This is a genomic window from Arthrobacter alkaliphilus (assembly GCF_021483235.1).
In the GTDB taxonomy this organism is placed as follows: domain Bacteria; phylum Actinomycetota; class Actinomycetes; order Actinomycetales; family Micrococcaceae; genus Arthrobacter; species Arthrobacter alkaliphilus.
The window spans coordinates 51,206-74,246 of the sequence record NZ_JAKEEC010000020.1 but is presented as its reverse complement, the minus strand read 5'-3'; the positions used below and the strand labels follow the sequence as shown (position 1 = coordinate 74,246).

At 62.4% G+C, this 23,041-nt stretch carries 24 protein-coding genes; 19 read left to right on the top strand and 5 right to left on the bottom strand.

Annotated features, from left to right (window positions below):
* The first annotated feature begins 686 nt into the window (after positions 1 to 686).
* The 10 genes from L0B83_RS14245 (at position 687) to L0B83_RS14200 (ending at position 8,648) form a co-directional block, all read left to right on the top strand.
* The gene (locus L0B83_RS14245) at positions 687 to 980 is read left to right on the top strand and encodes a Flp family type IVb pilin (RefSeq protein WP_234759111.1); all 294 of its coding nucleotides are present in this window, start codon (positions 687 to 689) and stop codon (positions 978 to 980) included.
* A 49-nt stretch (positions 981 to 1,029) separates the two neighbouring features.
* On the top strand, positions 1,030 to 1,257 hold the full coding sequence (locus tag L0B83_RS14240; protein ID WP_234759110.1) for a Flp family type IVb pilin: 228 nt from the start codon (positions 1,030 to 1,032) through the stop codon (positions 1,255 to 1,257).
* Between the two features lie 91 nt (positions 1,258 to 1,348).
* The gene (locus L0B83_RS14235; RefSeq protein WP_234759109.1) at positions 1,349 to 1,723 is read left to right on the top strand and encodes a TadE/TadG family type IV pilus assembly protein; all 375 of its coding nucleotides are present in this window, start codon (positions 1,349 to 1,351) and stop codon (positions 1,721 to 1,723) included.
* Complete coding sequence (locus tag L0B83_RS14230; RefSeq protein ID WP_234759108.1) at positions 1,711 to 2,745, top strand: Tad domain-containing protein; 1,035 nt, start codon at positions 1,711 to 1,713, stop codon at positions 2,743 to 2,745. The genes L0B83_RS14235 and L0B83_RS14230 overlap by 13 nt, the downstream gene beginning before the upstream one ends.
* A gap of 32 nt (positions 2,746 to 2,777) precedes the next feature.
* Positions 2,778 to 3,521, top strand: a complete 744-nt coding sequence (cpaB, locus tag L0B83_RS14225) for a Flp pilus assembly protein CpaB (protein WP_234759107.1) — start codon at positions 2,778 to 2,780, stop codon at positions 3,519 to 3,521.
* Complete coding sequence (locus tag L0B83_RS14220; RefSeq protein WP_234759106.1) at positions 3,518 to 4,711, top strand: CpaE/TadZ family protein; 1,194 nt, start codon at positions 3,518 to 3,520, stop codon at positions 4,709 to 4,711. Before cpaB ends, L0B83_RS14220 begins: the two co-directional genes overlap by 4 nt.
* Complete coding sequence (locus L0B83_RS14215; RefSeq protein ID WP_234759105.1) at positions 4,711 to 6,237, top strand: TadA family conjugal transfer-associated ATPase; 1,527 nt, start codon at positions 4,711 to 4,713, stop codon at positions 6,235 to 6,237. Before L0B83_RS14220 ends, L0B83_RS14215 begins: the two co-directional genes overlap by 1 nt.
* A gap of 2 nt (positions 6,238 to 6,239) precedes the next feature.
* A complete protein-coding gene (locus L0B83_RS14210; protein ID WP_234759104.1) occupies positions 6,240 to 7,172 on the top strand; it encodes a type II secretion system F family protein in 933 nt (310 codons plus the stop codon).
* Positions 7,173 to 7,180: 8 nt separating this feature from the next.
* Positions 7,181 to 8,065 (top strand): type II secretion system F family protein, encoded by an 885-nt coding sequence (locus L0B83_RS14205; protein WP_234759103.1) that lies wholly within the window; start codon positions 7,181 to 7,183, stop codon positions 8,063 to 8,065.
* A 127-nt stretch (positions 8,066 to 8,192) separates the two neighbouring features.
* On the top strand, positions 8,193 to 8,648 hold the full coding sequence (locus L0B83_RS14200) for an Hpt domain-containing protein (protein WP_234759102.1): 456 nt from the start codon (positions 8,193 to 8,195) through the stop codon (positions 8,646 to 8,648).
* 31 nt (positions 8,649 to 8,679) lie between these two features.
* On the opposite strand, the gene L0B83_RS14195 is transcribed toward L0B83_RS14200, so the two are convergent.
* Positions 8,680 to 9,633 carry a response regulator transcription factor gene (locus tag L0B83_RS14195; protein WP_234759101.1) on the bottom strand — a complete coding sequence of 318 codons (954 nt, stop codon included), beginning with the start codon at positions 9,631 to 9,633 and terminating at the stop codon, positions 8,680 to 8,682.
* A gap of 521 nt (positions 9,634 to 10,154) precedes the next feature.
* On the opposite strand from L0B83_RS14195, the gene L0B83_RS14190 reads away from it, so the two are divergent.
* The 9 genes from L0B83_RS14190 (at position 10,155) to L0B83_RS14150 (ending at position 18,378) form a co-directional block, all read left to right on the top strand.
* Positions 10,155 to 11,627, top strand: a complete 1,473-nt coding sequence (locus L0B83_RS14190) for a sensor histidine kinase (RefSeq protein WP_234759100.1) — start codon at positions 10,155 to 10,157, stop codon at positions 11,625 to 11,627.
* Between the two features lie 206 nt (positions 11,628 to 11,833).
* Positions 11,834 to 12,211, top strand: a complete 378-nt coding sequence (locus L0B83_RS14185) for a hypothetical protein (protein WP_234759099.1) — start codon at positions 11,834 to 11,836, stop codon at positions 12,209 to 12,211.
* 872 nt (positions 12,212 to 13,083) lie between these two features.
* Positions 13,084 to 14,079: a 1,2-phenylacetyl-CoA epoxidase subunit PaaA gene (gene paaA, locus L0B83_RS14180; RefSeq protein WP_234759098.1), complete on the top strand. Its 996-nt coding sequence runs from the start codon at positions 13,084 to 13,086 to the stop codon at positions 14,077 to 14,079.
* Positions 14,016 to 14,387, top strand: a complete 372-nt coding sequence (paaB, locus tag L0B83_RS14175; protein WP_372461200.1) for a 1,2-phenylacetyl-CoA epoxidase subunit PaaB — start codon at positions 14,016 to 14,018, stop codon at positions 14,385 to 14,387. Before paaA ends, paaB begins: the two co-directional genes overlap by 64 nt.
* 56 nt (positions 14,388 to 14,443) lie before the next feature.
* Positions 14,444 to 15,346: a 1,2-phenylacetyl-CoA epoxidase subunit PaaC gene (gene paaC / locus L0B83_RS14170; RefSeq protein WP_234759118.1), complete on the top strand. Its 903-nt coding sequence runs from the start codon at positions 14,444 to 14,446 to the stop codon at positions 15,344 to 15,346.
* An 11-nt stretch (positions 15,347 to 15,357) separates the two neighbouring features.
* On the top strand, positions 15,358 to 15,894 hold the full coding sequence (gene paaD, locus L0B83_RS14165) for a 1,2-phenylacetyl-CoA epoxidase subunit PaaD (RefSeq protein WP_234759117.1): 537 nt from the start codon (positions 15,358 to 15,360) through the stop codon (positions 15,892 to 15,894).
* Between the two features lie 10 nt (positions 15,895 to 15,904).
* A complete protein-coding gene (paaE, locus tag L0B83_RS14160; RefSeq protein WP_234759096.1) occupies positions 15,905 to 17,140 on the top strand; it encodes a 1,2-phenylacetyl-CoA epoxidase subunit PaaE in 1,236 nt (411 codons plus the stop codon).
* An 11-nt stretch (positions 17,141 to 17,151) separates the two neighbouring features.
* Positions 17,152 to 17,931 carry an enoyl-CoA hydratase/isomerase family protein gene (locus L0B83_RS14155; RefSeq protein WP_234759095.1) on the top strand — a complete coding sequence of 260 codons (780 nt, stop codon included), beginning with the start codon at positions 17,152 to 17,154 and terminating at the stop codon, positions 17,929 to 17,931.
* A 162-nt stretch (positions 17,932 to 18,093) separates the two neighbouring features.
* Positions 18,094 to 18,378, top strand: coding sequence for a DUF1540 domain-containing protein (locus tag L0B83_RS14150; protein ID WP_234759094.1), 285 nt, complete (start codon positions 18,094 to 18,096; stop codon positions 18,376 to 18,378).
* 35 nt (positions 18,379 to 18,413) lie between these two features.
* Here the strand turns inward: L0B83_RS14150 and L0B83_RS14145 are convergent, their stop codons facing one another.
* The 4 genes from L0B83_RS14145 to L0B83_RS14130 all read right to left on the bottom strand — a co-directional run bounded on the left by L0B83_RS14145 (position 18,414) and on the right by L0B83_RS14130 (position 22,864).
* Positions 18,414 to 19,745, bottom strand: coding sequence for an alpha/beta hydrolase (locus L0B83_RS14145; RefSeq protein WP_234759093.1), 1,332 nt, complete (start codon positions 19,743 to 19,745; stop codon positions 18,414 to 18,416).
* 67 nt (positions 19,746 to 19,812) lie between these two features.
* Positions 19,813 to 20,580, bottom strand: a complete 768-nt coding sequence (locus tag L0B83_RS14140) for an ABC transporter ATP-binding protein (RefSeq protein WP_234759092.1) — start codon at positions 20,578 to 20,580, stop codon at positions 19,813 to 19,815.
* Entirely contained in the window at positions 20,571 to 21,686 is a 1,116-nt protein-coding gene (locus L0B83_RS14135) for a FecCD family ABC transporter permease (protein WP_234759091.1), read from the bottom strand. Before L0B83_RS14135 ends, L0B83_RS14140 begins: the two co-directional genes overlap by 10 nt.
* On the bottom strand, positions 21,686 to 22,864 hold the full coding sequence (locus L0B83_RS14130; protein ID WP_234759090.1) for an ABC transporter substrate-binding protein: 1,179 nt from the start codon (positions 22,862 to 22,864) through the stop codon (positions 21,686 to 21,688). The genes L0B83_RS14135 and L0B83_RS14130 overlap by 1 nt, the downstream gene beginning before the upstream one ends.
* Positions 22,865 to 23,041: the final 177 nt, after the last annotated feature.

The window sequence follows — 23,041 nt, the reverse complement described above, 5'->3', positions numbered from 1 at the left end:
CCCCTCCGACGCCCGGTCACCTTTGGTGTGTTTTCCCCCGACGCCCGGTCACCTTTGGTGTGTTTCCCTGCGACGCCCGGTCACCTTTGGTGTGTTTTCGCCGAACGCCCGGTCACTTGATCTGAGGCGGCGCTCTGTTGGGCGTCAGAGGTGAGTGGGCGTTCAGGGATTTGGCCATATATCTGAGCGGGCGTTGTGTGGTGCCCGACGGCGTTAGTCCGCTTGCGCGGTTGGCGCGCCTTTGGTGCGTTTCTCCTCCGAGGCCGGCTCACTTAGGTCGTGTTTCCTCCGGACGCCCGGTCACCTTTGGTGTGTTTTCTTCCGACGCCCGGTCACTTGATCTGAGAGAGGGCTGTTCGATCGGGGGTAATAGGTGAGTGGGCGTTCCGGGATTGGGCGTAATAGGTGACCGGGGGTTCAGGGATTTGGCCATTTATCTGACCGGGCGTTGTCACGGGGGCAGCCCTGGTGTTGCGCGGGTTTTGCGCGGTTGGTGCACCTGTGGTTGGGCTCGGTCGGGAAACCCAAGATCGAGGGTTTTCCAAGGATTAACCCAAGAAATGCACAAGATCGCGAGTCTTCACACAGGATGTCCCAAGTACTGCTCCGCGGGGCTTTCGGCGTTGCTAAGTTGCTAGAGAGCTGGTGCTGGACCAGCCCACCCCCAACTCGCTCAGGAGTCTCAAATGCTTGCTTTCTTCTCCAACGCCGCAGCCCGCATCCGTCGTGACNGACCAGCCCACCCCCAACTCGCTCAGGAGTCTCAAATGCTTGCTTTCTTCTCCAACGCCGCAGCCCGCATCCGTCGTGACGAAAAGGGCGCCACCGCCGTCGAATACGGCATCATGGTTGCCCTTATCGCAGTGGTCATCATCGTGGCTGTCACGGCCCTGGGCGGAACGGTCAAGAACACCTTCTCCCAGGTCCAATGCTCGGTTTCCGGCAAGTCCTGGAACTCCTCCACCAACGTCTGCAGCTAGTAGGTTCGACTCCTCCCCGACCGTTCGCACCAGACAACGAGGAGCTTCTGTGCTTTCCGCCTTACTGAAGTCCGCGTCCCACGTGGGGCACGACGAAACCGGCGCCACCGCCGTCGAATACGGCATCATGGTTGCGCTCATCGCAGTGGTGATCATCGCCGCTGTGACACTGCTGGGCAGCACTGTCAGGGAGACGTTTTCCCAGGTCCAGTGTTCCGTAAGCGGCAAGACGTGGACGCCGGCTACCGCGCAGGGTGGCACCGGCTCCTGCGCCTAGCTGCCACAGCAACAAGCCCGAGTGGCGGCGGCATCCAGGCGGCCGCCACTCCGCTTGATTCGAACTATCCGTTCTCTGGAAGGGCAACATCATGCCGAGGGCTTCAGAGCGCGGTGCCGTGGCCGTCGAATTCGCCATCCTGGCACCGCTCCTGATCACGCTGCTCCTCGGGATCATGGAATTCGGCAGGGCCTACAACGTTCAAGTGTCGCTCACAAACGCAGCCCGGGAAGGAGTCCGCGTCATGGCGATCTCGAATGATCAGACGGCCGCCAAGACAGCGGCGAAGAACGTGGCTGTTGCGTTGAATCCGCAGTTGGCAGATTCGAACTTCACCTTCAGTCCGAGCAGCTGCACCTCCGGCGCCCAAATGTCGGTGACCATCAAGTACACCCTTAACACCCTCACGGGAATGGCAGGGCCTTTTCCCATGCAAGGAGTAGGAGTCATGGTATGCGGCGGCTGATGGCCCCGAACGACGACGGCGAGCGGGGTGCGGTCGCCGTACTGGTCGCCCTCCTGCTGGTGGTGTTGCTCGGTTTTGCCGCCCTCGCCGTCGACGCCGGCCTCCTGTACTCGGAGAGGGCGCAGGTGCAGAACGGGTCCGACGCCGCTGCCCTCGCCGTAGCGCAGAGGTGCGCCGCGAACACGAGCGATCCGAACTGCTCAACCACGTCCCCGCTTGCCGCCGACATCGCGAACAAGAACGCGATCGATGGCTTGAACAACGTCAAGTCGATCAATCTGGACCTGACAAACCGGAAAGTCACCGTTACCGGGGGAGCCCAGCAGTCGGGCGGTGCGCCGAACGCCGTCTCGCTCTTCTTCGCACGGGTGATGGGTGTCAACACGAGCGACGTCGTCACCACCTCGACCGTTCAGTGGGGGAGCCCAATCGCCGGCAGGACTGCGTTTCCGGTCGCGTACTCCATCTGCCAGGTGCAGGGATACATCGGCGGTGCCCTCCAGCTTCTCCAGGATCACGGCTCGGGGGCCAATCCCAGCTGCAACTACGGTCCTTCAGGCGCCACAGTTGCCGGCGGATTCGGCTGGCTTGTCCAAGATCCAGGAGTGTGCGGCGGCACCATCAACCTCGCCACCAGTGAAGCCGGTAGCAAAACGGGAAACAGTGCGCCGGCTAACTGCGGAGCCACGCTTCAGAACTGGGCCGACACCATCACGGCTGGACGCGACGTCATCGTCCTTCTTCCCGTATTCGACTCGGTCACAGGATCGGGAGCCGGGGCTGTCTACCATTTGATCTCCTTCGCCGCCTTCAAGGTGGCCGGGTGGAAGTTCAGCGGCACGGACAACACCCTTCCGGATAGTTTCCGTAACACGAATGCCTATGTCTCCAACAATCTTGCGTGTACCGGAAACTGCCGCGGGATCATCGGGAGCTTCGTCAAGTACGTCTCGCTGGCCGACGGCTACTCCCTTGGCCCGGTAGACGCGTTTGGCGCCACCATTGTCCGCCTCACCAACTAGTTTCATCCATTCTTTGAGCACAGGAGTAGTAAGTGAAGTCACGCTTGTTGGCCGGTTCGGCAGCGGCACTGGTAGCCCTCGTCGGGGTGATTCTTGTCTTCACCTACGCTCAAGGCGCGGATCAACGGGCAGTTCAGAGCCTGGCTCCTGTTGACGTCCTGGTGGTCAAAACGGCTATTCCGGCCGGTACTTCCGTTGATGCCATGAAGGATTCCCTCAATACCGTGCAACGGCCGGGCTCGGCCGTCCCCCCGACTGCGCTGCACACTTTGGGGGACTCGACAGGCAAGGTTGCCGCCGTCGACCTCGTCCCTGGCGAGACCCTCGTTTCGGAAAGGCTGGTTGCCCCGGACGCACTCAAGACTCCCGGGGACGTCAAGGTACCGGCAGGGCTTCAGGAGGTCTCGTTCCAATTGGAACCCCAGCGGGTGGTCGGAGGCCTGCTGGTTCCCGGTGACCACGTTGGAATCTTCATCTCCGTGACCGACAATAAAACTACCGCCCTGGCGATTCACAAGGTCCTGTTAACCATGGTCCAACGCGCTCCCCAAGCAGGGGCGAGTGCACAAGCGACGCCGAATCCCACTTCCGGCGCTGGCTCCAAGGACACTTCACTGCCCACCGGTTCACTCATGCTGACCGTTGCCGTGAACGATGTGGACGCATCCAAGATCGTCTTCGCCGCGGAGTTCGACAAAATCTGGCTCAGCAAAGAGCCTTTGGACGCCAAAGACAGCGGCCCCAACGTGATGCAGCAAAGCGGGGTATACAAGTGAGCCGTTTTGTCCTGATTACTCCCAACGCCGACTTTGACCAACGGTTGCGGCAAGCTGTTGCGGGCGGCCTGCCCGGAAGCGTGCAGACCTTCTTCACGAGCGTCTTGCCCACTGATCCGGCAGAACTGTTCGGGGCACTCAACCAGGAAAAACTCGAAGTGCTGATTCTGGGACCCGGCGTGCCTGTGGAAGACGCCCTGCGCCTTGCCACCGTCTTCGATGTGCAGTTGCCGGAACTGAGCGTCATTCTTGTCAGTGAACTGGACCCCGCCTTCGTCCTCCAGGCCATGCGGTCCGGTATCCGCGACATCATGAGCCCGGACGCGGGCGTGGCCCAGATCCGGATCATGCTCGAGCGTGCGTGCCAGTCTTTCGCGAGCCGCCAACGTACCGGGGAACCCAAGCAATCGGGTGCGCCGAAGGGCTTGGTGATCGGGGTCTTTTCCCCCAAGGGCGGCGTGGGAAAAACGACCATTGCCACGAACATTGCGGTCGGCTTGGGCAAGATCGCGCCGATGAGCGTGGTGATTGTCGACTTGGACCTGCAATTCGGGGACGTGGCGTCCGGGCTTTACCTCAATCCGGAGCACACCGTTACCGACGCCGTCACGCCGTCGGCCAGCCAGGATTCCCTGGTGCTCAAGGCATTCCTCACCGTCCACCCCGCGAGCATCTATGCTTTGTGCGCGCCGAAGAGCCCTGTCGAAGCAGACGAGATCTCGCCCGAACAAGTGGGCAGGCTGCTCGAACAGCTCTCCCACGAGTTCCAATACGTGGTTGTTGACACGGCACCTGGACTTCCCGAAATCGGACTCGCCGCCCTCGAGCAATGCACGGACGCCGTCTGGGTGACCGGCATGGATGTCCCAAGTGTCCGGGGCCTCCGATCCGGCTTGGACATTCTCCGGAAGTTGAACCTTCTACCCGAGACCCGGCACGTGGTGCTCAACATGGCTGATTCGAAGTCCGGACTGTCGGTGCAGGATGTCGAGTCCACGGTGGGCGCCCCGGTTGACGTGAGCATCCCCCGATCGAAGGCGGTGGCGTTCTCCACCAACCGCGGCATTCCCTTGCTGCAGGACGCAGTGAAGGACCCGGCCGTGAAAGGACTTAAGCAACTTGTGGAGCGCTTCAATCCCGCGTGGCGTGCCACAGCACAGCGCAAGCTGCACAGAAGGGTAGTGGTCTAATGAAGCTGTCCGAACGCCTGAATGCAGTGGAAGACAAGGCCGAAGGGTCCTTCAACGCGGCGGCGGAGCCTGATCCGAGCCCGCTCGCTGCGCCTAAGCCGACATTCACCGAGTCCACGAAGCAAGCGGTCCATGTTCCCGCGGCAAAGCCCGTGACTGCCGTGAAACCCCACACCTCCGTCAAGCTCTCGGACGTCCCTGACTCCCCGAAGGTCAGGACCCAGCAGCCGGTTGATGCCTTTGCTGCCCTCAAGCAGCGCGCAGCCACCGCGTTGTTCGAGCGTTTGGGGGCGAGGTTCAACGATTCGAGCATCAGCGAACGTGAGCTGCGGTCGAACGCACGGGAAGAACTCATCCGGATCATCGACGCCGAGCAGGTCCCGCTGTCCGTGGATGAGCGCAGCCGGCTCGTGGCGGACGTCGCGGATGATGTCCTTGGCTACGGGCCGCTGCAACGCTTGCTGGACGATCCAGAGATCACCGAAATCATGGTCAACAGGATGGACCAGATCTACGTCGAACGGAAAGGCAAACTGGTCCTCACGGACTCCGGATTCAGCTCCGAGAGCCATCTCCGCAAGGTCATTGAACGCATTGTTTCGAAGGTGGGGCGCCGGATCGATGAGTCGTCTCCCCTCGTGGATGCGCGGCTCGAGGACGGGTCCCGCGTCAATGCCGTGATCCCGCCGCTCGCGGTGGGCGGCTCGTCACTGACCATCCGGAAGTTCAGCAAAGTACCGCTGACCATCAGGAACCTGATCGACTTCGGGACGATGACGCCCGAAATGGCGGAGCTGCTCAACGCCTGCGTCAAGGCGAAACTGAACATCATCGTTTCCGGAGGCACGGGAACGGGCAAGACCACACTGTTGAATGTCCTCTCCTCTTTCATTCCGGAAGACAACCGCATCGTCACCATCGAGGATGCCGTCGAACTGCAGATCCAGCAGCAACACGTGGTCAGGCTTGAGAGCAGGCCCCCGAACACCGAGGGCAAGGGTGCCGTGACCATCAGGGAGTTGCTCAGGAACTCACTCCGTATGCGCCCGGACCGGATTGTTGTCGGCGAGGTCCGTGGCGGGGAGTCCCTCGACATGCTGCAGGCCATGAACACCGGCCACGACGGCTCCCTCTCCACGGTGCACTCGAATTCGCCGCGTGACGCCGTGGCGCGCCTTGAAACCTTGGTGCTCATGGCAGGCATGGACCTGCCGTTGAGGGCAATCCGTGAGCAAATAGCGTCGGCCGTAAATCTGATCATCCAGATCTCCCGCTTGCGGGACGGGACGCGCCGGATCACGCACGTGACTGAGGTCCAAGGCATGGAGGGGGACATCGTCACTCTCCAGGATGCTTTCGTTTTCGACTACTCGGCCGGCGTCGACTCCCACGGGAGGTTTCTTGGGAAACCCGTTCCGACGGGCATCCGGCCGCGCTTCATCGACCGCTTCGAGGACCTGGGCATTCATGTGTCTCCCGGAGTTTTTGCAGCTCCCATGGCAACGGCAACAGGGGCAAGGACGTGAACATGATGCTCCTGATCGGAACCGCCCTGATGTTTACAGCCGTCCTGCTTTTCGCTGTGGCTGTGATCCTGCCGAAGACCCCGGAAGTTCCGTTCGATCGACGACGGCCGTACCACGTAGGGGCGGGCTCCAAGCTGACGCAATTCGCAGGTTCTGCCGCCGACGCCGTCCATGGGCTTCTCAACGGACGGAACGTCCGGCTCTTCAACCGGGAACAACTCGAGAATGCCGGTCTGCGACTGAGCCAGGCCGACTTCTTCATCCTTGTGGCTGCCGGTGCGTGCGTGGGTGCGCTGATCGGGCTGGTCGTCGGAGGCGCGTTCCTGGCCTTCCTCTTCTTTATTCTGGCGCCCTTCGTGGCCCGTCTCTTTTTGAGCTCCCGGGCTGGTAAAAGGCGCGCGAAATTCGATGATCAGCTTGGGGATACCCTTCAACTGCTGTCCGGTGGCCTGCGGGCCGGGCACAGCATCCTTCGGGCCATCGATGCTGCTGCGACCGAATCCGCCATTCCAACCTCCGAGGAAATGCGCCGGATCATCACAGAGACGAGCCTGGGCCGCGATCTCGAGGAATCGCTCAACGACACGGCGGAACGAATGCGGAGCGAGGACTTTGTGTGGATAGCGCAGGCCATCCAAATCAACCGCGAAGTGGGTGGAAACCTAGCGGAGGTGTTGGACCAGGTCAACGAGACCATACGCGAACGCGCCGAGATCAAGGGACACATCAAATCCTTGGCAGCGGAGGGCAAATTCTCGGGGTACATCCTGATGGCGCTTCCCTTCGGCATCGTAACCATGCTCCTTCTTGTCAACCCCGGATACATGAACGTCATGTTCACCAAGCCGCTTGGTTGGGGAATGATCGTGTTGTCATTCATCCTCATGACAATCGGCGGTCTTTGGATGCGCAAGATCATCGACTTGAAGTTTTGAGGTGACGCATGAATCCCTCGCTTTTTCTCGCGCTGCTGTTTGTTCCCCTGCCGATCGCCTACCTCACCTGGTCATTCCTGTCAGTTGACCGCAAAACCCAACGCGCCGTGCAGGTGCTTCTGGCCCAGGGCCAAGACGTTGCCGAGACTGGTCCACGCAGCCGCAGGGCGGGGCTCGAAGCCATCGGCTACCGCCTGACGCCCCCAAGCTACGTCCAGAAGTTGGACCGGTTGCTCTCGCTGGCGGGCCGGCCGCCGTCGCTCCCTCTGGGGCGGGTGCTCGCGGCCAAACCATTGCTCGGATTGGCCGGCGCACTCTTTGGATTTCTGATCAGTGCCAACAGCTCAAGCGGACTTCTTAAAATCGTGGGGGTATTTGTTGTACTGCTTGGATACTTTATCCCGGACCTAATGTTGTACAGCAAGGGAAAAGAGCGGCAAAAAGCCATTCAATTGGAACTTGCAAATACCATGGACCAAATGCTGATATCCGTCGAGGCGGGCCTCGGTTTTGAAGGAGCAATGGCCCGCGCGGGAGAAAACGGCAAGGGGCCCCTGGCTGATGAGTTGGTGCGGACACTTCAGGACATGCAGGTTGGACGGAGCCGCCGCGAGTCCTATTTGGCGTTGGCCGAACGCACCAACGTTCCCGAGCTCAGAAGCTTTGTGCAGGCTGTGATCCAAGCGGACACGTATGGCATTGCGATCAGCCGGGTCCTGCGTGTCCAGGCGAAGGTGATGCGGGTAAAGCGGCGCCAACGGGCCGAGGAGAAGGCGATGAAGCTCCCGGTGATGGTTCTCTTCCCGCTATTGTTCTTTATCTTCCCCGTGCTGTTCATCGCTATTCTGGGGCCGGCGGTCATCAACGCGATCGCGACCTTCAGCGGAGGCTAAGCGCAATATGACATTCCACGAGTGCGGTTTGACGGCGAAAAATGGGCTAAGTCAAGAAAGGCCTAAGATTTCCTTAAGATAGCCATAAGTTCGGTTTTTTCCGAAATTCAGAAAGTAGCATTGGGCTATGTTCAGTTCAGGATTCAGCGAAGTCAACGAGGAGTCAGATCCCGGCCTCACGGCCGTGGTCAGCGACTCCGATGGGCTGCCGACCGTCCCTCTTGCCGAACATCCGATTCTAGACCTCGCGGAATTCCAACTTCTGGAAGACCAAGTGGACAATCCGCTGGTTGCGCGCACGTTTGCAGGCGATTTCGCGAAACTCTGGGCCAAGCGATACGAACTACTCTCAACCGCAATCGAGCGCGGCGATGTGGCCGGGGCCCTGAATGCGGTGCTAAGCGTCAGGACCTCGTCCATGATGGTTGGCGCTGTGCGGCTTTCGGTGCTTGCAGCGCGACTTGAGGAACGCATCCGAAGGGGCGAATTGCGCGCTGCCCGCCCCCTGCTCACAGAAGTTGCAGAGTGCGGGTACGTGACAGTTCAGGAACTCAAAGACAGCTACGTGCTTCGGAACGATTGAGCCCCTGGGCCTGGAACGCGGCCTGGAACGCTTAGTCCGATCTTTTCGGCGTCAGCCGATACCCGATTCCCCGCACGGTCTGTAAAAAGCGGGGCGCTTGCGGATCTTCATGGAGCTTTCGGCGGAGGTTCCCGATGTGGGTCTCAACAGCGCGCTCGTCGGCGTCGCTGATATACGCATCGTCGGCGTAGTAATCACCCCGCGCTGCCCTCACGAGGTCAGCACGCGTCCGCACCTCGCCGTTCGCCCGCAGCAGGTCGTAGAGCAAATCGAATTCGCTTCTCGTCAATGGCAGAGCTGAACCGTGGAGTGTCACCGTGCGGGCTTTGAAATTCAGCGCCAAGCCATTGTGCTTGATCACCGCCCGGTCGACGGCGGCCGTACCGACGGCGGCCGCACCGTTGCCGGCCGCGCCGGGGTACCCGACGGCGTACCCTCCGCCCGCTGCGCCGTTGCCGGCGGCACTGTTGCCGGGCGCCGCTCCGTAAGCACCGCCGTCGGGCGCGCCAGCGTAAGTACCGGCGTCGGGCGCGGCAGCGTAAGCACCGGCGTCGGGCGCGGCTGGACGGGCCGAATCCCGGCGATCCGCCTCCGGCAACGCAGGCCTGCTTTCCGACCGCGGCCGCCGCATCATGGCGGTGACCCGGGCCCTCAACTCGCGGGGCAGGAAGGGTTTCTTGACGTAATCGTCCGCTCCAGTGAGGAAGGCCGTTAGTGTGTCCGGCTCGTCTCGCCGGGCCGTCAGCATCACGACATATGCGTCGCTGAATTGCCGAATCCGCCGCAGGACCTCGTGGCCGTCCATGTCCGGAAGCCCGACGTCGAGTGTCACCACAGAGGCCTGTTGATCCCGCACCACCTCCACGCCTTCGCGTCCGGTGGCGGCAGAGTGCACCACAAATCCGGCTTCTTTGAGGATGGCGTCAACCAGATTTCTTACATCTTCGTCATCCTCAATGACTACAGCAATCCCAGGCTCACTCATTGGACTTCCTTGATGGCGTGCATCGCCGCACAGCCCAGCGCAATGCGGTAAATGCCACCTAAATACTCACGATACAAGCATTAAACCCATCTGGCATCTAATATGTGGATTAGGCGCTGCTCCGAACTTCCGCTGGGGTTGTTCGACGCATCGCATTGTAGTTCCTTTGGGGGGAATAGGGGGCTCCGGGTGCTTCCTTCGGGAATCGCTTGGAGCGGTAAATGCTCGCGAATCTCCAAGGAAGGGTCTCGACTTTGAGTGAGCAGCCATTTTTCCGCGCGGCAGCCCGTTTCTTTAGAAAACTCACGCCCCGGGCCCGGCTCGCTGTCTGTGAATTGCCGCTAACGCTCGTCATTGCGGGCTTGGTGATTGCGGCACCCACTGTTTGGCCAGGGTTAATCCAAAATTGGCTTTTCGCGACAGGCGTCCTTCTCCACGCCTCGCTGTTCCTGGCTTGCTTGTTGGTCCCTTGGGAGCGGTTGACGCCGAGCGCGGGCCTGGCAATCCCTATTTTGGATTTTGTGGCCCTTTGGTTCACCCGAAACGGTGCCTCGACGGCGATACCCGGCCTCATCACGTTGGCCATCTTTCCCGTGATCTGGTTGTCTGCCTCAGGGTTACTCGCCAAGACAAGCCTGGTCCTCAGCTTTGTAGGCCCTTTCATCATTGCCCTTCCGTCTGTGCTTTCGCACTTGCCCCGTCCCAGCGCAGCCGATTATTCCGTGCTGCTTTTGCCCCTCATGATGTTTGCAATGGCCGTCTGCATCCGTTTGGCTGGCTCAAATGCCCGTCTTCAGCAAGGCCGGGTGAGCCGGCGGGATCAGGCCCTGCGGCAATTGTTGGCAGCCAGCAGGGAACGGGAAACGCTGCTCAAGACGATCCTGGACACGATCGACGTCGGAATTGTCGCCGTCGATTCGCAGGGCGAAACCCTCCTGATCAACGACCAACAAAAGGCATTCCTGCGGATGGCAATGCCTGATGCTCATGGGCCGGCCGACGGAGCGCTCGGCGCGCACGGCCCGGCGGACGGCGCGCACGGACCCGCGGCCGCGCAGGGGCCCGCGGAACGCGCGCACGGCCCGGCGGAACAGGGCTGGCTGGTTTTCGGCCAAGACAGGCAGACGCCGATTCAACTTGAAAAGGGCCCTGTCCAGCGGGCCATTCGAGGGGAAACATTCTCCGATTACCTGCTCTGGTTCGGCGCCGGTACGGAGCAACGGGCCATTTCCACGGCCGCGCGGGTTATGAAGAGCGACGTCGACGGCGGGTTTGGTGGCGCCGTCGTCGTTTTCAAGGACGTGACGGATGTTGTCCATGCCCTGGCGGCCAAGGACGAATTGATTGCCAACGTTTCGCACGAATTCGGTTCGCCGCTGACATCGATCTTGGGCAACATCGATCTGGTTCTTCGCGGTGACCAGGAGCTTCAACCGGCAACAAAGCGTGGGTTGGAGGTTGCGGAGCGGAATGCCGAGCGGCTCCGGGCTTTGGTGGAGGACCTGCTCTCGTCGGCCGTTGCGGTGGAGAGTGTGCATTTGCGCCGCACGGATTTGGCGGGGTTGGTCGAAAATACCTTGGTTTCTGCGCGGGCGCAGGCCGACGCTGCCCATGTGGGCCTCGTGGCCGACGTTCCGGCGCCCCTGTGGGCGAATGCCGATCCCTTGAGACTGGGCCAAGCCTTGGACAATCTGGTATCGAACGCCATCAAATATTCCCCTGGTGGCGGACTCGTGACCGTGAGGGCCGAGCGCAACGACGGATGGGTCCAGCTTGAAGTGAAGGACACGGGGATGGGTATGACCAAGGACGAGTCGGCCCGGATTTTCACGCGGTTCTTCCGGACAAACGCTGCCCGTCAAGCAGCGATCCCGGGCGTCGGGCTCGGGCTGTCCATTACGAAGTCCATTGTGGAACGACATGGGGGCAGCATTTCCTGCAGCAGCGAACCCGGCAACGGGAGCACGTTCACTTTGGCGCTGCCTGCCGGGTAACCGTCCGCCGTGCAAGTAGCCGGCCGCGCAAAGTAGAGTACTCACTACTCGTGACCGGCCCCGGAGCCTCCGGATTGAATTAACCCCAGTTGGTCTCAATGCAGTTCCTGGTCTCTGGGGGTTATCCGTATGTGTGTTTCCCGCAATCCCATTGCGTCATTTTCGCGTCCCGTAGCGACGGCGGCAGTCCGTTGAGCCCGGCAGTCATGTTCGCATCGTCGCTGCCCGGGCTCATTCTGATGGACCTGGGCCAGACAATGGTGGTGGTGTGCGTGTGTTTCGACATGGTCCGCGCCATCTCCGTGCCGCGGTCGCACCGGCGCTATGTTGCCAACACCGTTTTTAGGACCTTGGCCGTGCCTTCGATTCTCGTCATGGGCGTCAGTGTGCTGGCCAAGGCAATCCAATGGTCGTGGGCCGACGTGGCCATGGGCGTCTTCGTGATCGTGATGATCATCTTCCGCTGGCACCAGGACAAGGACGAGGACAACTGGTGGAAAGGCAAAGGCAAGAAGCTGGCCCGCTGGGCGCGGAAGCAACTGACACCGCGTCCCGCCCTCGTCCCCGTCTCGGCGTCGGCCTAAGCCCCGACCCTCCCTCCCTCCCGACGCCCGGTCACCTTTGGGGCGTTTTTCACCGACGCCCGGTCACCTTTGGGGTGTTTTCACGGACGCCCGGTCACCTTTGGGCCGTTTTCGATCGACGCCCTGCCACCTTTGGGCCGTTTTCGATCGACGCCCTGCCACCTTTGGGCCGCTTTCGGCCGACGCCCGGTCACGTGATCTGACCGGGCGTCGCGGCTTTTGGGCGTGTATCTGACCGAGCGTCCCGGGAGATAGGCGTGTATCTGACCGAGCGTCGGGGGAGGTGCGCCCTCGTTTGGTTCGTTAATGCCCGACGGCGGCCGGCCCGTTGCGCCGCCGTCTCGCCTTTGCGTGTGCTCACCCCGGACGCCCGGTCGCTTTTAGGCCGTTTTCGACCGACGCCCGGTCACTTGATCTGACCAGGCGTCGCGGGAAATTAGCGTTCATCTGCCCGGGCGTCCGTGGTGTTGGGCGTATATCTGACCGGGCGTCCGTGGTGTTGGGCGTATATCTGACCGGGCGTTGTACGTCGGTGGTTTGTTAGTGCCCGACGGCGGCGGGCCCGTTGCGCCGCCGTCCCGGCTTTGCGTGTGCTCACCCTGGACGCCCGGTCACCTTCGGGGTGTTTTTCATCGATGCCCGGTCACATGATCTGACCGGGGGTCGGGGGATTTGGGGGGATAGGTGACCGGGGGTCGGGGGATTTGGGGGGATAGGTGACCGGGGGTCGGGGGATTTGGGGGGATAGGTGACCGGGGGTCGGGGGATTTGGGGGGATATGTGACCGGGCGTCCAACCCGCGCGGACGCTTGACGCGCCTCGCGCCTTCCGCATATTCTGAACGAACGGTCGGTAAATATTTAGGAGCAACCATGGCATCGCAGAATCTGCAGTCTGTGCCCGCTGAGCTGTCCCCCGAAGAGCTTGAGTTGGAGCGGGCCGGTCAGGCGAACTTTGACCGGATCATCTCCGAGGATTCGCGTATCGAACCCCGCGACTGGATGCCGGAGGCCTACCGCAAGACCCTGCTCCGCCAGATCTCGCAGCACGCACACTCGGAGATCATAGGCATGCAGCCCGAAGCCAACTGGATCACCAGGGCTCCGAGCCTCAAGCGCAAGGCCATCCTCATGGCCAAGGTGCAGGACGAGGCAGGCCACGGGCTCTACCTCTACTCGGCCGCGGAAACGCTCGGCCAGTCGCGCGACAAGATGATGGAAGACCTGATCGCCGGCAAGGCCCGCTACTCGTCCATCTTCAACTACCCTGCGGTCTCGTGGGCTGACATGGGCGCGATCGGCTGGCTGGTTGACGGCGCCGCGATCTGCAACCAGGTTCCCTTGTGCCGTGCATCCTATGGCCCCTACGGACGCGCAATGGTGCGCATCTGCAAGGAAGAATCGTTCCACCAGCGCCAGGGTTTCGAGATCCTCCTTGAGCTCTCCAACGGCACCGAGGCCCAGAAGCAGATGGCCCAGGACGCCGTGAACCGCTGGTACGCGCCGGCGCTGATGATGTTCGGGCCGCCGGATGACGATTCCCCCAACTCCAAGCAGTCCATGGCGTGGAACATCAAGCGGTTCAGCAACGATGAGCTCCGCAGCCGCTTCGTGGGCATGATGGTTGAGCAGGTCAAGGTCCTGGGCCTCACCCTCCCGGACGACCAGATCCGTTTCAACGAAGAAACCAAGAAGTGGGAGCACGGCCCCTTGGACTGGGAAGAGTTCAAAAACGTTCTCGCCGGGAAGGGCCCCTGCAACGCGCAGCGGCTTGAGCGCCGCCGTGAAGCGCACGACGACGGCGCTTGGGTCCGCGAGGCAGCGGCCGAGTACGCCCGCAAGCAAGCAGAGAAGGAACACGCAGCATGATCCCCAACGACTCCCCAACCGATCACCCCAACGCCTGGCCCCTCTGGGAAGTCTTCGTGCGGTCCAGCCGAGGCTTGTCGCACGTCCACGCCGGATCCTTGCACGCTCCTGACGCCGCCATGGCCCTGCGCAACGCCCGCGACCTGTACACGCGCCGCAACGAAGGCGTGTCCATCTGGGTGGTCCCGGCCGACGCTATTTCCTCGAGCGACCCGGATTCCAAGGGTTCCTTCTTCGAATCCCCGCAGGGCAAGGACTACCGCCACGCGACGTATTACACCAAGAGCGAAGGCGTGAAGCACCTGTGACGGCCCCCGAAAACACGCAAAACCCGCAAAACGCCGAAAACAACACCGACTTCGCCATCGAGGGCCACGGCGACATCTCGGTCGGCGTCAAGGGTGCGGGGGCTTCCGGGGATGGCTCCGCGAGCGCCACGCGTATCACGCCCGGGAATGCCCTGCGCCCCGAGGATATCGCCCTCGAGGTGCGAAAAGGACAAGTAAAGCCGAACGAAGACGTCGCGGAATACGCCCTGCGGCTCGGCGACGACGGCCTGATCCTGGCCCAGCGCCTGGGCCACTGGATCTCCCGCGCTCCCGAGCTCGAAGAAGACGTTGCCCTCGGCAACATCGCGCTCGACCAACTGGGCCACGCCCGTTCCTTCCTCACCTACGCGGGCGCTGCATGGGACAAGTCCGAGGACGATCTGGCCTACTTCCGCCGGGAGCACGAGTTCCGCTCCGCGCACTTGTTCGAGCAGCCGAACGGGGACTTCGCCGTCACCATCGCCCGGCAGTTCATCGTGAGCTACTACCAGTTCGAGCTATACAAGCGGCTGACCGGTTCAAGCGACCAAACCATCGCGGCCATCGCGGCGAAGGCCCTCAAAGAGGTCGACTACCACCGTGACCACAGCGCGCAGTGGGTCCTCAGACTCGACGGCGGCACGGAAGAGTCCCGCCGTCGTATCGTCCGGGCTTTCAAGCTCGTTTGGCCGTACGTGGAAGAACTCTTCGAAGACGACGAGCTCACGGCCCGCCTCGCCGAGACCGGAGCAGGCGTGCAGCCTTCCAGCCTCCGCGCGGACTTCGACCAGCTCACCGGCGAGATCCTGGCCGAAGGCGGCCTCGATGAGGAACTGGCCCTCGAACGCATTCCGCAATCCCTGGGTGGTGGCCGCCAGGGCAAGCATTCCGAGCACCTGGGTTACCTCCTCGCCGAGATGCAGGTGCTGGCCCGCGAACATCCCGGCGCAAGCTGGTGACAGCAGTGGACATGTTCCTTCACGAGGCAACAAAGCCCAAGCAAACCGCCGAGCAGAAGGCCTGGGCGCTTGCGGCGACGGTCTGCGATCCCGAGATTCCCGTGCTCACCATCGAGGACCTGGGGATCCTCCGCAAGGTGGCACTGTTCGACGACGGCGGCCTGGTCCCCGCCGTCCAGGTCACCATTACGCCGACCTACTCGGGCTGCCCCGCGATGGACGCCATCCGCGACGACCTTAAGGCGGCGTTCCACAAGGAGGGCTACCCGAGTGTCCACGTCGAACTCGTCCTAGCTCCGGCCTGGACCACGGACTGGATGACCGAGCACGGCAAGGCCAAGCTGCAGGAATACGGCATCGCACCTCCGAGTGGCAGGGCAGCCGCCGGGGGACATGCCGGCCCGGTGCGCCTCAAGCTCGCCGTGAAATGCCCCCAGTGTTCGTCGTTGAACACCAAGGAACTCACCCGCTTTGGTTCCACGTCCTGCAAGGCGCTTTTCGTCTGCCAGGACTGCAAGGAACCGTTCGACTACTTCAAAGTCCTGTAAGGAATCCGACATGCCCGTTGTCCGCCAGACCGCAGCCGAACAAGCGGAGGCCACCGGCCGCCGTCGTGCGTCTTTCCATTCCCTCACCGTTTCCGAAGTCCGCCGCCTGACAGAAGACGCCATCGAGGTCACGTTCGATGTTCCAGCGGAGCTCGCCGGCCAGTACGACTACCTTCCCGGCCAGTACGTTGCACTGCGGACCACGCTCCCGGACGAGAACGGCGAACCGCACGAGGTCCGCAGGAGCTACTCCATCTGCGCCGAGCCGCGCAGCTTCGAGGACGGCAGCAGCGAGATTCGCGTGGCCATCAAGAAGGACCTGGGCGGCATCTTCTCCACATGGGCGAATGCGGAACTCAAGGCGGGCGACACTCTGGACGTCATGAGCCCCATGGGCGCGTTCGTTTCCAAGCATGGCAAGGACGGTAAGACCGTCCAGCGGAATGTCATGAATTCGATGAACAATCCGAACAACATGGCCGACGAACTGCCGGAAGCCGGGTCCTTCGTGGCCATTGCCGCCGGCTCGGGCATCACCCCGGTGATCGCGATCGCCCGCACCCTGCTGGCCGCCAACCCGGAGACGCGCTTCGACCTGATCTACGCCAACAAGGCCGCGATGGACGTCATGTTCCTTGAGGAATTGGCGGACCTGAAGGACAAGTACCCCTCGCGACTGGCGCTGCACCATGTGTTGTCGCGCGAGCAGCGCATTGCGCCGCTCATGACGGGACGCATCGACGCCGAGAAGCTGCAGCAATTGCTGGGCACCGCCATCCACGCGGAGGACGTGGACGAATGGTTCCTCTGCGGACCGTTCGAGCTGGTCCAGCTGTGCCGGGATACCCTCGCCGCCCGCGGCGTGGCGCCCGAGCACGTACGGTTCGAGCTCTTCACCACCGGCCGTCCGGACCGCCCCGAGGGCAACGCCGGCCGGCCCGTTGTGGAGGACGAGTCGAAGGACACGTTCAAGATCACCTTCAAGCTGGATGGATTGACCGGCGACGTCGCTAGCCCCACCCACGCACGGGAATCGATCCTCAACGCGGCATTGCGGGTCCGCCCGGACGTTCCGTTCGCGTGCGCCGGTGGCGTCTGCGGCACTTGCCGCGCCAAACTGGTCACGGGGACGGTCAGCATGGACGAGAACTACGCCTTGGAGCAGGATGAACTGGACAAGGGCTACGTGCTCACATGCCAGGCCCACCCCACCAGTGAATCCGTCACGGTCGATTTCGACGTCTAAGGAATAAACGAATGATTGAGCTCTCCATCGCCAACGGCATCGCCGAAATCGTCCTCAACGCCCCGGAAAAGCTGAACTCGCTTGACGAGGCGGCGCTCGCGGAACTGGATAAAGCGTACGACGACGCCGCTGCCGCCGCCTCCCGCGGGTTGGTGCGGGCGCTGCTCCTCCGCGGAGAGGGCCGCGCCTTTTGCGCGGGACGCGACATTGCCGGCGTGACCCCGGAGAGCGACGACGCGAAGGCTTACTTGAGCGGGCTCGTGGAGCCGCTGCTCAAGAAGATGGCAGCCTTCCCCGCCCCGACGTTCGCAGCAGCGCACGGCGCGTGCCTCGGCGTCGGGCTCGGTCTGTTGCTCGCGACGGACGTGGTGTACGTGGCGGAGAGCGCGAAGTTCGGTTCGCCGTTCGCCAAGCTGGGGGCGACCTTGGACTCGGGCGGCCACTGGTACTTCACGGAGCGCCTCGGCATGCACCGGACCCTTGACCTCATCTACACGGCCGACCTGATCAGCGGTGCCGAGGCGGTGGCCCAGGGAATGTTCAGCAGGGTCATGCTCGATGAGGACCTGCTGCCTGCTACCCGCACCATCGTGGAGCGGGTGGCGGAGGGTGCCACCGGTGCGTTCGCCGCGAGCAAGGAGCTCGTGGCCCATATCCGCGATCAACGACTTGGCTTGTGGGACGCGATGTCCGAAGAGAACGACGAACAAGCCCGGCTCTGCAAGACCGAGGACTACGCCGAAGGTTTCCGGGCATTCCAGGAGAAGCGGGCACCCGTCTTCAAGGGGTAGGGAGATAGCGTCGTCGGGTCGGCGGTGCCGCCGGGCATTAGCGGAATTACGTCAAACAATTGGGTCTTTTTGATTGGCGTGTGCGGGCTTATCTTGGGACCTACAGAGCGGCCAGCCCGGTCGATGAAGTGACCCGGGCGCTGAAGTGATGAGGATCCGAAGATGACAACGCATGTCGCCGACTGCAGCGTGACCAGCTGTTCCTTTAATGACCACACCAACTGCAATGCCGCAGCCATCACCGTGGGCGGTGCCGAAGACCATGCCAGCTGCGCAACCTTCATCGACACCGGCAGTCATGGCGGGCTACCCAAGGTCCTGGCCGACGTCGGAGCCTGCCAGCGCGCAGAGTGCATCCACAACGACCACCTGATGTGTCAGGCCCCCGAAGTCCATGTCGGCCCCGGCAAGGATAACGCCGACTGCCTCACGTACTCGCACCGGTAATCAACGCACCGGCTATCGGTCGGCCATTGGTTCATTCACTGTTCATTTTTGGGTGGGGGGGCTGCTTGGGTGAGGCCGAGGCGGGGGTAGAGCACGCGTAATCCTTCACGGAGGCCTCCGTTGAGGGCCCCGATCGCGTGGCCGGCGTTGGGTATCTCAACGTAGGTCGCGGTCATGCCGGCTGATTTGGCGGCGTCGTTAACTTTCCTTGCCGCGTCGACGTAGACCGGGTCGTCGTTGGCGACGGTGAAGACTGCGACAGTGTCTGTGTAGCGGTGTCCGTGGAGGATGTTGATGGGTTTTTGCGCGTCGTAGGCTGACTGGTTTCCTCCGAAAAGATTGCGGAGGGTGGTGTCGGGGTGTTCGGCGCCGGGGTATTCTTCGCCGGAAATGTCCAAGACGTTTCCCCAGAGCTGCGGGTATTTGGACGCGAAGGAAATCGCGCACTGGCCTCCGTGGGAGTACCCGGCGATCGTTCGGTAGCGGCGGTCATTGATCACCTTGAGGTGGCTGTTCGCCCAGGCGAGGACGTCCTTGCTGATGAACGTTTCGACGTTTCCGTAGACCGGGGTGTCCAGGCAGAGGCTGTCGATTAGGGGGTCTCCGAGCTGGTCCGCGACGATGACGATCGGGGCCAGGCCCCGGTGGCGGGCGGCGTACTTGTCCAACACCGCCGCAGCGAATTGTGGGTCCGGGTTCCCGGGTTGCCCCATCATGAGAACAACCAGGGGCAGGGCAGGCGGTTCCGGAACCAGAGCGGCTGGAGGAAGGTAGATCCCGGCGGGGCGTGAGGGAAATCCCGAGGCCGGATTGGGGATCTCCTGGGTTCCGATGGTCCCGGTTGCGGGCATCCCGGGCGGCGGCGTCCAGTAGGCGCCGACGTCGGTGGGACCGGTACTGTGCGGGTGCGGTGTCTCCGGGGCAGGGGGCCGGGGTTGGAGTTTCATCGGTTTGATCAGCGAAATTCCGGCCAATGATGCCACGGTGGGGTGGAACCCGTAGAGGGCGTTAACACCCAGGCCGGCCGCCAGCAGGAAGACCAGGGACGCGCCTATGGCGGCAACTTTTCGCCAGAGCCCGGAGTTCCAGCAGTTAGCTCCGGCCAGGCCGACAGCCGCGGACAGGGCCAGGACCCAGGCCCTGGTCTGCCACACCAAGGGTGTGCCAAATGTGTTGAACACATCCTCCACCAGCCATAAGCCGAGAGCCCCGCAGAGGACCCCGGCGGCGGCCGCGCCGGGCGCGACGACGGCCCAGTGGCGTACGCGGCGCCAGCAAAGGAAGAACAGCCCGGTGCACGCAAGCATGAAAACAAAGACAAGGACCGGGCCGTCGACGATCCTCAAGGCCAATACAAACTCCGGCATGCCCGGGCACTTCCCTTCCGTCACCGCTATTTAAAACATGCAACTTAGATTTCGCGGCCGGTTCGTTTCAAATGCCGTGCGATACGGCGACGCTCAGGTCCCCGGCGTCTGTCGTGTGGACGATGCCGTCGACACGGTAGACCTCCCTGAGCATGTTTCGCGTGATGACCTCGGCAGGTGCGCCAGCTGAGCGGACGACTCCTCGGTCGAGGACAACCACTTGATCGGCGATGCGTGCGGCGAGGCCGAGGTCGTGGATGACGGTGAGCACAGCTACGGCTTGGTCGCAGGCTATTTCGCGTACGATGCGGAGGACTTCGAGCTGGTTGCGCAGATCGAGACTGCTGGTCGGCTCATCGAGCAGCAGCACGTCGGGTCTGCGGATGACTGCTTGGGCGAGGGCGACCATCTGGCGTTGCCCTCCGGAGAGGTCGGACAATCGTCTGGTTGCGAGGTTCTCGAGGCCGAGGCGCGCGAGCACCATGGCGATATCCAGGTCGTCCTGGGTGCGGTGCGGCCCGCCGCCGAGTCGGTGTGCGAGTTCGACGGCACCGAACACGGTGATCGAGCTGCGTGGCGGAGGGTCTTGGGGCAGGTAGAGAATCCGATCCCTGAGACTTCTGTGAGAGCTGACGTCCTCGGAGAACCGTACATGACCGGTCGTCTTGTGGAAGCCGGCGATGCAGCGCAGCAGGGTTGACTTTCCGGCGGCGTTTGGGCCGATGACGGCGGTGATTTTCCCGCTTTGGAGGGGCGGCAGGGTGATATCGCGCAAAACCGGTTCGCGGCGGTAGTTGAAGGAGAGCTTTTCGACGTGCAGGGTGGCTATGCCCATAGTGTTCGCCGCCTGGAAAGGATGAGGCTGAGGAATACCGGGACGCCAATGATCGAGGTGATGATGCCGACGGGCAGGATCACGCCGGGAATGATGAGCTTGGCCACGAGCGAAGAGCCGCACAGCACGATCGAGCCGGTGAGGACCGATGTGGCGAGGAAGTAGCGGTGGCTTTCGCCCACGAGCATGCGGGCTACATGCGGGCCGACCATCCCGATGAAAGCGATGCTCCCGGCGATCGATACTGCGGTCGCGGCGACGACGGAGAGTCCGGCGAGGACGAAGATCCGCAGCCGCACCACGGGGACGCCGAGCGCCCGGGCGCGTTCGTCTCCAAGGCGCATGGCTGTCAGCTGGGGAGATAGCCGCATGAGGGCGGGGATGGCGATCATGATAACGGCCGCCAGGAGCCCTACTTGGGGCCAGCGGGCCCGGCCGAGGCTGCCGAGGGTCCAGAAGACCACCTGTTGGAGCTGGGCTTCGGAGGCGATGTATTGCATGAGTGCCAGCAAGGAGCTGAAGAGGAACACCATCGCGATGCCGAGTAGAACGATGGTCTCGGTCTGCGCGCCGCGGGCGGCGTTGACTGCGATGATCACGGCGCTGCTGCCGATGGCGAACACCCATGCCGTTCCGGCGGTGCCCAACAGCTCTCCGAACGGGAGTGCCGAGAAACCGAGGACCAAGCTGAGGGCTGCACCAAAACTCGCGGCCGCGGAGACGCCTAGCGTGTATGGCTCGGCCAGCGGGTTGTTGAGGACGGTCTGCATCTGGGCCCCGGCCAAAGACAACGCGGCCCCGACGAGGACCGCGGTGGCGGTCATCGGCATTCTGAGTTCCCAGACGATCTTGACATCGACCGACGGGGAGGACCCGGGCGCGAAGAGCGTCCGGATTGTTTCCCCGAGCTCCAGTCCGCGACTGCCGATCGCGATGTCGGCGGCAATCATGGCGATCGTGAGAACACTTAGTGCGGCCACGGTCAGGCGCTTGCGGAGAAGTGTTTGACGGTGTGCGCGGACCGCGCCTGAGGCGCGGTCCCGCATCGTCGTGTCCGGGTCAGCCAGTTCGTTCACCAATACGGACTCGGTTACCTGGTGGGTCATCAGGAATTTGTCCAGAAGGTCCCGTTGTACGGCACCGGCAGGAAGCTGCTGTGCAGTTCCTTGATCATCGCTGTGGGATCGACATCGGCGAACAGGTCCGGATGCATCCACTTCGCGAACCACGCGATCGCGAGGTAGTTGTAGGGCGAGTCATAGAAGTGGTGCCACACCGCGTACGCACGGTGGTTTTGAACGGCGGAGATGCTGTCGAAACCGGTCTGCTTGCCGACGATCGCGCTCAGCTGGTCTTTGGCGTGTTCCGGAGACTCCTGGTAACCGAAGGGGATGAAGCTGCCTGGCTTGGCGGGTGTTCCGGGGGCCCAGTTGGCGCCGGTGGCGATGATGACCTGCGGGTTCTTCTTGATGACCGCCTCGGGGGACAGCATTCCTTGCTTGGTTGTAAGGATGTCATCGGCGATGTTCGTCCCGCCGGCGAAGGTCACCAGCTGGCCCAGATTGGACTTGGCGAAGCTTGAGCAGCAATCGAAGTAGCCCGGTGCTCGCCACAGCAGCGTCGGCGTCGCGGGTTGCCCGGACTTTTTGAGTCGCTCACTGACCATGTCCACCACGGACTGGTATTTCTTGGTGAACGCCTCGGCTTCGGCGGTATGCCCGAGGACCTTGCCCATGAGCTGGACGCTCGGGAGGGTGTTCTTGAGCGGATCGACGAAGTAGTCGACCACAACGGTTGGGATCCCGGCTCCCTCGAGAGTCTTGATGACTCCGGCGTCAACGGCAATCTGATAATTCGCTGCGCTGATCACGAAGATATCCGGATTCAGCTTGATCGCGGTTTCAGCCGAGAACGACCCGTCATACACTTGGCCAGTCCTGGGGATCTTGTCTATGTCTGGGAATTGCTTGCGGTACTGCGCAAGCGTGTCAGGGTCGTTCTGCTCGAGGTCTTTGGGCATGCCGACGATACCCGCCAAGGGGTCCTTCTTGTTCAGCAGAGCGGTCGTATAGAGCATGCGGCCACCGTCGAGAAGGACACGCTTGGCAGGCGCGGGAACCGTGACCGTCCGACCGAGGACATCGGTGACCTGTTGCTGCGTGGGCGAACTGCTCGCGGTGGGAGCGCTCCCGCTCTGCCCGGAAGAACAGGCCGTCAAGCTCAGGAGTGCGCCGGCGACAAGCGCTGCCAGCGCCTTCGTCCACACGCGTCGTTTGGGTGTCATATTTAGGTTAGCCTTTCCTTAGCTCCGGGTAGGCTATGAAATACGCAAGCTTTTTGTCAACTAATTCATTAATTCCCCGGCATCAGCGAAAAAGATCAGGTTTGCACAAGTCACTTAGGTAAGGCTAACCTCATCAAGCCGCCGGGCTTCTGTTTACTTCCCCGGTCAAGGCACCCC